Origin of the sequence: Acinetobacter sp. YH12021, assembly GCF_013420145.1 — a bacterium.
Taxonomy (GTDB): Bacteria; Pseudomonadota; Gammaproteobacteria; order Pseudomonadales; family Moraxellaceae; genus Acinetobacter; species Acinetobacter towneri.
In genome coordinates, this window is the sequence record NZ_VOYT01000002.1 from 13,794 (window position 1) to 26,253 (window position 12,460).

11 protein-coding genes are annotated in these 12,460 nt (G+C 42.2%); 3 read left to right on the top strand and 8 right to left on the bottom strand.

All coding sequences use genetic code 11. The features are described 5' to 3' along the window. Positions 1–156: 156 nt before the first annotated feature. Genes FTT91_RS02450 through ppx form a run of 5 tightly spaced genes read right to left on the bottom strand, consistent with a single transcriptional unit; the run spans position 157 to position 5,284 of the window. A complete protein-coding gene (locus tag FTT91_RS02450; protein ID WP_004975174.1) occupies positions 157–726 on the bottom strand; it encodes a YggT family protein in 570 nt (189 codons plus the stop codon). Between the two features lie 42 nt (positions 727–768). Further along, a complete protein-coding gene (gene proC, locus FTT91_RS02455; RefSeq protein WP_096902428.1) occupies positions 769–1,596 on the bottom strand; it encodes a pyrroline-5-carboxylate reductase in 828 nt (275 codons plus the stop codon). Between the two features lie 30 nt (positions 1,597–1,626). After that, positions 1,627–2,973, bottom strand: coding sequence for a tRNA lysidine(34) synthetase TilS (gene tilS, locus FTT91_RS02460; protein ID WP_179994993.1), 1,347 nt, complete (start codon positions 2,971–2,973; stop codon positions 1,627–1,629). After that, positions 2,910–3,731 (bottom strand): acetyl-CoA carboxylase carboxyltransferase subunit alpha, encoded by an 822-nt coding sequence (locus FTT91_RS02465; RefSeq protein ID WP_004975170.1) that lies wholly within the window; start codon positions 3,729–3,731, stop codon positions 2,910–2,912. The genes tilS and FTT91_RS02465 overlap by 64 nt, the downstream gene beginning before the upstream one ends. Positions 3,732–3,763: 32 nt before the next feature. Beyond that, positions 3,764–5,284 (bottom strand): exopolyphosphatase, encoded by a 1,521-nt coding sequence (ppx, locus tag FTT91_RS02470; RefSeq protein ID WP_004975167.1) that lies wholly within the window; start codon positions 5,282–5,284, stop codon positions 3,764–3,766. A 271-nt stretch (positions 5,285–5,555) separates the two neighbouring features. Between ppx and trxA the strand changes: the two genes are divergently transcribed. The 3 genes from trxA to FTT91_RS02485 all read left to right on the top strand — a co-directional run bounded on the left by trxA (position 5,556) and on the right by FTT91_RS02485 (position 8,195). Then, positions 5,556–5,882 (top strand): thioredoxin, encoded by a 327-nt coding sequence (gene trxA, locus FTT91_RS02475; protein ID WP_004975164.1) that lies wholly within the window; start codon positions 5,556–5,558, stop codon positions 5,880–5,882. Between the two features lie 335 nt (positions 5,883–6,217). Then, the gene (gene rho / locus FTT91_RS02480) at positions 6,218–7,486 is read left to right on the top strand and encodes a transcription termination factor Rho (protein ID WP_004975162.1); all 1,269 of its coding nucleotides are present in this window, start codon (positions 6,218–6,220) and stop codon (positions 7,484–7,486) included. A gap of 421 nt (positions 7,487–7,907) precedes the next feature. Continuing rightward, on the top strand, positions 7,908–8,195 hold the full coding sequence (locus FTT91_RS02485) for a hypothetical protein (RefSeq protein WP_104852456.1): 288 nt from the start codon (positions 7,908–7,910) through the stop codon (positions 8,193–8,195). Between the two features lie 370 nt (positions 8,196–8,565). Here FTT91_RS02485 and FTT91_RS02490 read toward each other — a convergent pair whose 3' ends face one another. From FTT91_RS02490 to pheS, 3 genes are all read right to left on the bottom strand, one after another. Continuing rightward, on the bottom strand, positions 8,566–8,862 hold the full coding sequence (locus FTT91_RS02490) for an integration host factor subunit alpha (protein ID WP_004649746.1): 297 nt from the start codon (positions 8,860–8,862) through the stop codon (positions 8,566–8,568). Next, a complete protein-coding gene (pheT, locus tag FTT91_RS02495; protein ID WP_104852457.1) occupies positions 8,859–11,240 on the bottom strand; it encodes a phenylalanine--tRNA ligase subunit beta in 2,382 nt (793 codons plus the stop codon). The genes FTT91_RS02490 and pheT overlap by 4 nt, the downstream gene beginning before the upstream one ends. A gap of 175 nt (positions 11,241–11,415) precedes the next feature. Further along, positions 11,416–12,396 carry a phenylalanine--tRNA ligase subunit alpha gene (gene pheS, locus FTT91_RS02500; RefSeq protein ID WP_004975156.1) on the bottom strand — a complete coding sequence of 327 codons (981 nt, stop codon included), beginning with the start codon at positions 12,394–12,396 and terminating at the stop codon, positions 11,416–11,418. Positions 12,397–12,460 lie beyond the last annotated feature (64 nt).

Here is a 12,460-nt window from a genome sequence, read left to right on the forward strand (position 1 = left end):
TGCGCTCTCTTTTTTCAGCACCTTCCTTCGCCTAGAAGGAGGTCAGGATGCAGGTTATTTGTATTTCTGAAGACTCATTAAGGTCGTCAGCCCAAACTTAAACTACAAAAAAAGGACTCGATTTGAGTCCTTTTTAATGTTTTAGGATAATGCGACTTATAAGCCAGTCAGCAATACAATCGCTACCTGATTCATAATAATTTCAGCGATATATAAAGCCAAAAATGCAATAATTGGCGACAAATCAATCATGCCCATGTTCGGCAATAAACGACGAAATGGTGCTAATAACGGCTCTGCCAACTCTTGAATCACCTCAATATACGGGCCACGAGATTGAGTAAACATCACCACCCAACTCAAAATAATGGTGGCAAAAATCAAATAACGACAGAAACGGATTAAATCCTGAATCATGGTCACAAAAGTCAGAATCAGTAAGTGAATTGGACTATTCGGCATCGCACCATTGAGATACATAACACCAAAAATTTTGAGTAGATACAACACCACCAACAAAGCCAAGGCTGCAGAGTTAACTCGACCTTTGCCAACCGTTGGAAAAATACGTCCAAATACATCTACAATTTTGGTGGCTTTAATGGTTGAAAGCACCACAGGGTTATAAGGACTCACCGCTGCCAATTGCATTAAGAAACGGAAGAATACGAGCAAAATCGCTACGTTAATGATAATGCCAAAAATTAGCGCAGAATTTGCACCCATACTTAAACTTTCCTAAAATTTAAATTCATTGTTTTTCAATAATTAAATACTATCACTCAACTCTTGCGCTAATTCTTGACTACGCGTTTTAGCAGCAGCCAATGCCGCCTGAATATTTTGTGAAATTTGCGCATGATCAAACACTTCAATTGCCGCTTGGGTCGTGCCATTTGGTGAAGTTACATTTTTGCGTAATTCTGCAGGTGTATTCGAGCTGGTAATTGCCATTTGTGCTGCACCTAACGCAGTTTGTAACGTCAGTGCTGTCGCCACTTTTTCATCTAAACCTAAGTTCTTGCCTGCACGAATCATACTTTCCATCAAATAGAAGAAATATGCTGGCCCTGAACCAGATACTGCAGTCACAGCATCAATTTGCGCCTCAGAGTTTACCCAAATAGTTAAACCTGTCGCTGCCAAAACCTGACTTGCCAATTCACGGTCAGTGCTATTGACCTGTTCGGTTGCATACAAACCATGTGCACCTGTTTGCACCAAAGCAGGCGTATTTGGCATTACCCGCACTACACGTTCTGTACGTAATAACTCAGAAATCGTGGCAATTTCTGCGCCCGCAACAATCGAAATCACCAGCTTATCTTCAAACTGACCGTGCAATGGACGCAATACTTGTGCCAAAACCTGTGGTTTGACTGCAAATACCACAATATCTGCATCTGCAATCGCGGCCAAATTATCCTCAGTGACATGCACATCTTTTTCTTTTAATAATTCACGCACTTGTTCTACAGGGTCTGAAACTGTAATACGGGTTGGCGGCAAACCTCTGGCAATCAAACCACCAATCAAGGCTTGCGCCATGTTGCCACCGCCAATGAAACTAATATTACAATTCAATACTGCACTCATGATTCACGCTCTTCGTTGAGTTCTTTGTCGTTAAGAGACTAAATTCGGTTGCCATCCATCTGCGACACAATAGTCCGACTGTGCAAGCCAAAAGCCTTTGGGGCTAAAAACGCCTAGCATAACATTATCTAGGCTTAATATTTGAATTGTATGACGCGTCCACGGAAAAATTTGTGCTTCCTGAATGGCTTTTTTCAGTGGCCATGTGCCCACCCGACCATACAAATGAATTTTTTCACCACCCAAACGTGGCCGTAAAGTTAACGGACGATTCAGCAAAGTTGCAGATAAACCGACTTTGGCTTGTTGCAGTTGATAACAGCCAGACCACACTTGAAAAGTCTGATCTGCCTGCAAACATAACACTTGTTCTTCTGCCTCAAAATGTTCTGCAGCTAAATACTCCGCTTTCGGCAAACGAAATAATTGTTGCTGATAACGCAGATAATAATAATCCTGACAATGTAATGCCGCTTGTGCATCGGCTTTGGCTTGAATCACCTCACGTTGCAAGCGTTCGACCATATCAAAACTTGGGCGATATTGTGCCTGTCCTTTCATCCATGCCGATAATAGCTGACGTTGCCGTGACAAAGACAATTGTTGTAACTGAATTAAATTCAACTGCGAGTTTGTGCCACATGCAGCTAAATCCTGCGCCAAAACTTCTGCCAAAATGTTTTCAGTATCTTGCATCAAGTTTGCAGTACGCGTCACAGCTTGCTGCATTTTAGGAAAACGCTGTTGCACGACAGGCCACAATATTTCTCTTGCCCAAGCTCGGTCATAATGCACATCCTGATTGCTTGGGTCTTGCACATAATCGAGCTTTAATTCAGCACTCCATTGGCAAATCTGCTCACGCGAAATATCCAATAACGGACGCCAAATACTGATGTCATCACGCACATCGACAGCTTGCATGGCAGCAAGTCCTTGCACACCTGCGCCTGAAAACAAACGCAGCAATACGGTTTCTGCCTGATCTTGCTGATGATGCGCCAATACTAGAACTTCGTTGCTATCTAAGTGCTGCATATAGGCCTGATAACGCGCCTGACGTGCCTGATTTTCTAAATTACCCTCAGACACACTGACTTTTTGCAGCACACACGGCACATTTAAATTTTGGCAGGTGGCTTGCACCAATGTGCCCCACGCTGCGCTTGGACTTTGCAATTGGTGATCAATATAAATCGCGCGTACTTTTTCAGGGCACAAAAACGACAAAAGATGCAGTAGCAGCATGGAATCCATGCCGCCACTACATCCGATTAAAAATTTTGTCTGTGCAGAAAAAGCCTGTAATTGACTTAAGACGCTAGACCTAAATTGTCGCTGCCAAACTTCATTAAACGCTGGTAACGTTCTTCGCATCGTTGTGTTGCATCCATCGCTTGCAATTCATCCAAAGCTTCTTTTAACACATTTTTCAGACTGTGCATGACTTGTTCAGGGTTTAAATGCGCACCCTCACCTTCATCAACCACATATTCTACAATACCAATCTTTTGCAGTTTTTCTGCAGTCAATGCCAATGCTTCACTGGCTTGTTCGGCTTTTTCTGCAGTTTTCCACAGAATAGACGCACAGCCTTCTGGTGAAATAACAGAGTAAATACTGTGTGACAACATCACCACACGGTCAGCCACACCAATACCCAACGCACCGCCTGAACCACCTTCGCCCAATACTGTAGCAATTACAGGTACTTTTAAGTTCGACAGTTGTGCCAAGCTGGTCGCAATCGCTTCTGCCTGACCACGTTCTTCTGCACCTACACCTGGGTAAGCACCCATTGTATCGACAAAAGTGAAAACTGGCAGATTAAAACGCTCTGCCATATCCATAAGACGCTGCGCCTTACGGTAACCCTCTGGATTACACATCCCGAAGTTGTGTTGTAATTTTTCGCGGGTACTGCGACCACGATGTTGACCTATCACCATGACAGGCTGACCATCAAAGCGTGCCAATCCACCGATCATTGCACCATCATCACCAAATAAACGATCGCCATGTAAGGCATCAAATTCAGTGAAAATTTCACCCACATAGTCTAGAAATTGCGGACGTTCAGGATGACGTGCAATTTGCACGGTTTTCCATGCTTTAGATTGAGCAGCTTTTTTCATAAGTCGACTGTTATCCCTAAATTAACCAAATCTTAATCGACAAATTGTTCCGACTGAATATTCAATTCAATGTCCCAATTCTTGAATTGCACTTGTTCATCGTGCAATTCAGCGACAAGCAATGGCCATTGTTTGGCATCACCCGACACGCTGAGCTGCCATTGTTGCGCATTGCGGATGCTTAATTCAATGGCAGGAAGCATCGCATCGCTACGACTTGCGTTGACCAAAACTGCAAGGCGAAGCAACAAACTTAAGTAAACAATTTTATTGCCACCCGCTTTCAGTGCTTCTGTTTTCGCGTCTTGGCGCAACTTTCGACGATGGTTGCCGACCAAATGCGAGAGATAGTTTTGGTCAATTTGTGAGAAACCGGGAATGTCCGAATGTTGCAATAAATATGCACCGTGACGATGATAACTGCTGTGACTGATGGCTAAACCAATTTCATGTAGGTACGCAGCACGACGCAATAAGTCACTATCTTCGTTATTTAATTTTAATGATTCTGCCACGCTGTCAAATAAATGTTGCGCAGTTTTCACCACACGTCCAGCCTGTTTCGGGTCTGAGTTATAACGCCCCATCAAGGCCTGTACACTGCGATCACGAATGTCTTCATGCTGGAAACGTCCCAACAAGTCATACATTACGCCTTCACGCAAAGCCCCATCGGAATACACCAGTTTATCGATATCTAATACATCAAATACCGCATATAAAATTGCCAAACCTGCTGGCAAAACTGCTCGACGGTCTTCTTTTAGACCATCAAATTCCATTTCTGATACGTGTTTAAACTTGAGCAAACGGTCTTTGAGTTTTTCTAAACCTTCACGAGTCAGATTTTCCTGCTCATTGCTCCAGCCCATATTTACCGTAATTTGACGACAGGCTTTAATGGTACCGCTCGAACCTGCAACGGTATCCCAACCTGCTTCTTTATAAGTATTGGCAATCGAATACAGTTCTTTACGCGCTGCAACCACTGCTTTTTCAAAACTGCTCTTGCTAATTTCACCATCGGCAAAATAGGCTTTGGTATAGGCCACACAGCCCATTTGTAAAGATTCGGTATGAATTGGCTCAAATTCTTCGCCAATAATCAACTCTGTCGAACCACCGCCAATGTCAATTACCAAACGACGACCACTATTTGCCATCGTGTGCGATACGCCTAAATAAATTAAACGGGCTTCTTCACGCCCTGCAATAATTTCAATAGGTTTAGGCAAAATTTCTGCGGCTTTTTGAATAAACTCATGTCCATTTTTGGCCTGACGCAATGCGTTGGTTGCCACAATACGCAAACGGTTTGACTGCACCGCAGTTAAACGTCCCACAAAACGCGCCAAACATGCCAAACCACGTTGTTGAGCAGCTTCGGTCAAATTCTTATTTTCATCTAAACCTGCGGCCAACTGTACTTTTTCTGACATTGATGCCACTTTTTTTACTTCACCATGATCCACTCGAGCAATCGCCAAGTGGAAACTATTCGACCCCATATCGATGGCTGCGAGTAACTCTTCATCAATTAAAAAATCAGACATTCTTCAAACAAACCTAGACAGAATTGTGCCTAGAGTAATTCACATACACCTAATTTAAAAGCCATTTATCAGCACAATTTGACGACTATTTAAATTTTCCGCATATATGACAATTGTGTTACAGAATTCGCATTTTCGTTTAGCGTTATCGTCACGATCAATTGGACAAATTTGTATTTTGAATGGAAAATCCACAGATTCCCCTACTTTGTTCAAGATGGCTATGTAATACTAACTAAAGCTATCTTAAAAATTATTTGGAGCGTAATCCATGTCTGGCAACATCGTAAACACCACTGATGCAAACTTCGAAGCAGATGTTCTTCAATCGGATACTCCTGTATTGGTTGACTTCTGGGCTGGCTGGTGTGCGCCATGTAAAGCAATTGCACCTGTACTTGAAGTACTTGCAGACGAATACCAAGGCAAAGTTAAAATTGTAAAAGTTGATGTAACCTCTTGCGAACAAACTGCAGTGAACTACAACATCCGTAATATTCCAGCATTATTGATGTTCAAAAATGGTGAAGTGGTTGCACAGCAAGTCGGTGCAGCACCTAAATCTAAATTGACTGCGTTTATTGACGAAAATATCTAAGTCGATTGATCCATCGTCTATTTATAGAGATGATGAAAAAAATACGCCACGTATTGGCGTATTTTTTTTGCCTACAAATTGACAAGTAGACGTTTCTCTCTTATATTGCATGCTCAGGAAACGCAGGATCTTTCATCCTCTTTCTGAAAAGACACAACACAAAAATGCCGCTCGGCAACAGAAATTGTTTTTCACATTTTTCAATCAAACAATGAATCAGTGCTCTGAATCGTTATTGTGCAAATACAATTGCTTTCATTTTATTGTATGAATGCGGCTAAATGTTGCTCCCTCTCTAACCTGTACCCCAGAATTTTAATTCTATCAGAACCTCTATGAATTTAACCGAACTCAAGAAAAAACCGATTGGCGAACTCATCAAGATTGCCGAGTTTATGGGCCTTGAAGGAATGGCACGTAACCGCAAGCAAGACATTATTTTTGCCATCTTAAAGCGCCATGCCATGAATGGTGAAGAGATTTTTGGTGATGGCGTTCTAGAAATTCTCTCTGATGGTTTTGGTTTCTTACGCTCAGCTGCAGGTTCATACCTTGCTGGCCCAGATGATATTTATGTCAGCCCTTCGCAAATTCGTCGCTTTAACCTGCGCACGGGTGATACCATTACAGGTACGATTCGTCCACCAAAAGAAGGCGAACGTTATTTTGCTTTGCTCAAAGTCAATCAAATTAACTATGACACCCCTGAAAATTCACGTAATAAAATCTTATTTGAAAACTTAACCCCGCTTTTCCCAACAGAACAGTTGGTGATGGAGTTAGGTAATGGAACAACTGAAGACTTAACTGCACGTGTGGTAGATTTGGTTGCGCCAATTGGTAAAGGTCAGCGTTCAATTATTGTGGCTCCGCCTAAAGCGGGTAAAACCATGTTGCTACAAAACATCGCTCAGTCGATTGTTCGTAACAACCCAGAAGTGTTCTTGATTGTACTTCTCATTGATGAACGCCCTGAAGAAGTGACTGAAATGGAACGCACCGTGCGCGGTGAAGTGATTGCATCAACATTTGATGAGTCACCTGCTCGTCACGTTCAAGTTGCAGAAATGGTCATTGAAAAAGCCAAGCGTTTAGTTGAACATAAAAAAGACGTGGTGATTTTACTGGATTCGATTACCCGTTTGGCACGCGCCTACAACACTGTCGTACCTTCTTCAGGCAAGGTTTTAACAGGTGGTGTTGATGCGCACGCTTTAGAACGTCCAAAACGCTTCTTTGGTGCTGCACGTAATATTGAAGAAGGTGGTTCTCTAACCATTATTTCAACTGCACTGATTGAAACTGGCAGTAAAATGGATGAAGTGATTTACGAAGAGTTTAAAGGTACAGGCAACCAAGAGATTACCTTAGACCGTCGTATTGCAGAAAAACGTGTTTTCCCTGCCATGAACATCAAAAAATCAGGTACACGTCGTGAAGAGCGCTTAATGAGTGAAGATAATTTGCGTAAAGTTTGGATTTTGCGTAAATTGTTACACACTCAAGATGAATTGGCAGCAATGGAATTCTTGCTTGATCGCATGAAAGAAACCAAAACTAATGACGACTTCTTTGATCAAATGAAACGTAAAGCAGCCAATTAAACGGCTATAAATATTAGAACACCTAAAAAAGTCATCTTAAAACGATGGCTTTTTTATTTGGTTGACAAAATTTACATAAAGACACAATTGCACGCGGTATATGTAAACTTATTTTTAAGTAAATGATTATAAAAAAATATTTATTAAAAACCTTTTAGTTTTTAGCCAGTTACCGTGCAACTCTCCAATCTAAAATGCCAAATTAATTGTTATTTTCTGTTAAAAAAGCACGTATTTTTCGCGTTTTTTTGCCTTTTTTTCAATCAACCTAGTAGCAATTCAAAAAGCGCAGTGATAGCATATTCGCAGACCAGTTAGACTGCGCCTGCGTTGTTAGTGCCTAACAAAATTTAGGAATAATAAAAGCATACAACAGACTAACGTCGGTTTTTTTTAATCTCATATTTTAGAGAGTGATGCCATGTTATTCAAAAAAATCGCTATTGCTGCTGCAGTTGCTACTACTTTAGCTTTCGTTGGTTGTGCTAAAAAAACTGAAGAAGCTGCTGCTGACGCTAACGCTGCTGCATCTGAAGCTGTTGTAGCTGCATCTGAAGCTGAAGCTGCTGCTGACGCTGCTGCTGTAGAAGTTGCTTCTGGCGCTGAAGCTGCTGCTTCTGCTGCTGACACTGCTGCTGCTGCTGCAACTGACGCTGCTGATGCTGCTGTAGACGCTGCTGCTGCTGCTTCTGAAGCTGCTGCTCAATAATCGATACGATTATGCAGTACAAAAAGAGAGCCGATGGCTCTCTTTTTTATTTCTGAATATTTTGTCTAAAATTTATTTTACTCAGCACAATATCTCCAAATCGCTCAATCCATCTTTTTCAAGTAGATGATTCAGCATATAAAAGCATTTAACCAAAACACTTAACCCCATTCGGCATTTATTTCGATATAACCTTTTGGTTTCTCATCTCCACGCTCAATTCTTAGGTAGCGTCTTGTTCAGCTCTACAGTGTTTTCATTCATATCCATAGTTTGATTCAAGTCTCCCAATTGCAAGATCAATCACTATGTCTTGCTAAATCACAGCGTCTTTCTAAAATCTCTTATAAAAAGCATAAAAAAAAGCAGATCAATCGATCTGCTCATTTCCCACACGCTGGCGGAATTTCTGCCCTGCGCGGAATGTGACTACACGGCGGGCTGAAATTGGAATTTCTTCGCCTGTTTTCGGGTTGCGACCAGGTCGTTGACGTTTATCACGTAACTCGAAGTTCCCAAACCCTGAAAGTTTAACTTGCTCGCCAGAGATCAGTGCTTGGCTGATCTCATCAAAAAATAACTCGACCATTTGTTTCGCTTCACGGCGGTTTAAACTCGTGAGCTCACTTAAATGATCAGCCATTTCTGCTTTTGTTAATGCTGTCATGAAGCCCTCAATGTCGCTTGGTAAGTGTTTTCCAACACTTGCAGAATGTTATCCATACCAGATTTAATTTCAGCATCTTCAAGTGTACGTGTTGGATGTTGCCATAACAGAGCAAAAGCCAAAGAACGCTTGCCTTGTTCAACACCTTGTCCAGTATACACATCGAATAACCAAGTTGAGTCTAACAGCGCTCCACCCGTTTTTTCAATAAGTTGCTGAATTTCGCTTACATTTATCTTATCACTAATTAAAAGCGCAATATCACGTCTAACCGATGGAAAACGTGATAATTCTGTAAAATTAGATACATAAGTTTGCAAAACTGCTGTTTGATCGAGTTCTGCTACCCAAGCCGTGCCTAAATCCAGCTCATCTTCTAAAGATGGATGTAAACGACCAAAGTAACCAATAGACTGACCATCTACCAAAATTTCAGCAGATTGTCCAGGATGCAACCAAGTACGCTCTGAACGAACATACTCTACCTGCACACGACCTGCAGCTAAAATTTCTTCAATATCGCCTTTAAAATCGAAGAAATCCATAGGCTGAGCTTTAGCATGCCAAGATTCTGCATGTTTAGCACCCACCGCAATCAATGCCAAAGTTGGAATTTGCTTCAAGTCATGAATGCTTGCTGCATGTTGATAATCAAAACGTAAACCCAACTCAAAGAAACGCACACGGTTTTGTTGACGATTCACGTTGTACTGAACGCATGGAATTAAGCTGGATAACAACGTTGAGCGCATTACTGCCAAATCGCTTGAAATTGGATTCGCCAATGCCAACGGATTCACTGCAGGGTTTAATTGTTTTTCCAATTTTGCATCGGCAAAGCTAAAACTAATTGCTTCTTGATAACCTAAAGTCACTGCGGTTTGACGTAATTGCGCAACTTCAAACTGATCTTGGTATTTTGCTAATTGCACATCAATCACAGGCAAACTGATTTGAATGTTGTCATAACCGTGAATACGAGCAACTTCTTCAATTAAGTCTTGGTAAATTGCCATATCAAAACGATGTGATGGTGGTACAACGCTCCACTGACCTTCAGCTTGAACAGTAACTTCGCAGCCTAAACGAGTTAAAGCATCGGCAATAAATGTAGCATCAACGTGATAACCCAAGAGCTGATCGACTTGCGCTTGATTTAACGCAATTGCTTCACGTGTTGGCAATTGTGCTGCTTGTTCTGCCACTGTAATTGGACCAAATTCGCCGCCAGCAAATTCTGCAATCAGTTGTGATGCACGGTTCATCGCCAATAATGGCAATTCAAAATCGACACCACGTTCATAACGCTGTGAGGCATCGGTATGCAAACCATAACGACGTGCACGACCTGCGATATGCAATGGTGCAAAGAAAGCGGATTCAAGGAAAATTTCTGTGGTTTCATCACTTACCGCAGAAGATAAACCACCCATGATGCCCGCCATCGCCAATACTTTTGCGTCATCGGCAATCACCATCACATCATCTTGCAGCTCAACTTCTTGCTCGTTTAACAGCACCAATTTTTCTGCTGCAGTCGCTTGACGAACTTGAATGCCACCTTGAATTTTAGCACCATCAAAAGCGTGCATTGGCTGACCCAATTCAATCAAGACATAGTTGGTAATATCAACCAAAATACTGTGCTGACGGATACCTGAACGTGCCAACGCGCGCTCCATCCACTCAGGTGTAGCGGCTTTGGTATTTACATTTTTAATCACACGACCTAAATAACGTGGGCAGCCTTCCGTCAAACTTTGTACAGTTTTTTCATCCTGAATAGTTGCCGCTACTGCCTGAATGTCAGGTGTATTCACTGGCAATTGGTTAATCACCCCAATTTCACGGGCAATACCACGAATACTGAAACAATCACCACGGTTTGGAGTAATACTGATATCAATGACATGGTCATCTAGATCAAGATATTCACGTACATTCACACCTACAGGTGCATCTGCAGGCAGTTCCAATAAACCATCAAGTTTATCTTCAAGGTCAATTTCTGATGCGCCACAGAGCATCCCTTGTGATTCCACACCACGCAGTTTGCCTTTTTTGATTTTAAAGTCGCCTGGCAATACCGCACCAATGGTTGCCACAGGTGCTTTCATACCTACACGCACGTTTGGCGCACCACACACAATCTGCAACGGCTCACCTGAACCAATATTTACCGTAGTCACACGTAAACGATCTGCATCTGGATGCTGTTCAACCGTTAAGACTTCACCCACCACAACGCCTGTAAATGGCTTTGCTGCTGGTGACATATCATCAACTTCTAGACCCAGCATCGTGAGTTGATTCGATAAAGTATCGCTGTCAATGGCTGGGTTAACCCACGTGCGTAGCCAATTTTCGCTAATTTTCATACATTCATTTCCTGAATCTCCCCTACCCCCTCTTTAATAAAGAGGGGAATTCCCACACTTCTATTTATTTCGCGTAAGTCCCCCTTTTACAAAGGGGGATTTAGGGGGGATTTTTAAAATTTAAAAATAATCTCTTTTCCCTCTCCTAATTTTAGGAAAGGTTGTTTAAAAAGTTTTAAGCAAACTGGCGCAAGAAACGCACATCATTTTGGTAGAACATACGCAAGTCATTGATGCCATAACGCAACATCGCAAAACGCTCTACCCCTAAACCGAAGGCAAAACCTTTATATTTTTCTGGATCAATGCCTGAAGCGCGTAACACATTTGGATGCACCATACCGCAGCCCAAAACTTCCAACCAGCGACCACGTTCATCCATAATATCCACTTCGGCACTTGGCTCTGTGAATGGGAAATAAGATGGACGGAAACGTACTTTTAAGTCTTTTTCAAAGAATTCGTTTAACAGGTTAATTAACAAACCTTTGAGTTCTGCAAAACTGGTATTTTCTGCGACGTATAAGCCTTCAATTTGATGGAACATTGGTGAGTGTGTTTGGTCTGAGTCGCAGCGATACACACGACCTGGACAAACAATACGAATAGGCGGCTGTTGATTTTCCATGGTGCGAATTTGTACGCCCGACGTGTGGGTACGCAATAAATGATTCACATCAAAATAGAAAGTATCGTGCATGGCACGCGCAGGGTGATGTCCTGGAATATTCAACGCTTCAAAGTTGTGATAGTCATCTTCAACTTCTGGGCCCGTTGCCACGGTAAAACCTGCTTTGGTAAAGAATTGGCAAATACGTTCCTGTACCTGCGTAACTGGGTGAATACTGCCGATGCTTTGACCACGACCAGGCAAAGTAATATCAACGGTTTCATTCGCCAGTTTTTGTGCCAAAGCCGCTTGTTGTAATTCAGTTTGACGCGCAGTTAATGCCGCATTGATTGCTTCACGCACAGCATGAATTTGTGCACCAAATTCTTTACGCTGTTCAGGGTCCATTTTACCTAGTGCTTTGGATTGTTCCGCAAGCTGGCTTTTTTTCCCCGTAAATTGCACTCGCACCTGGTCGAGTGTAGCAAGGTCCTCTGCTGCTGCAATTGCAGCGAGCGCTTCATTGGTCAGGGCTTCCAGTGACATAGTAACTCTCAAAAGCAACAATTTAGAAATAATTTAAAAACCCCGTATTCTAACAGTTTTTAGT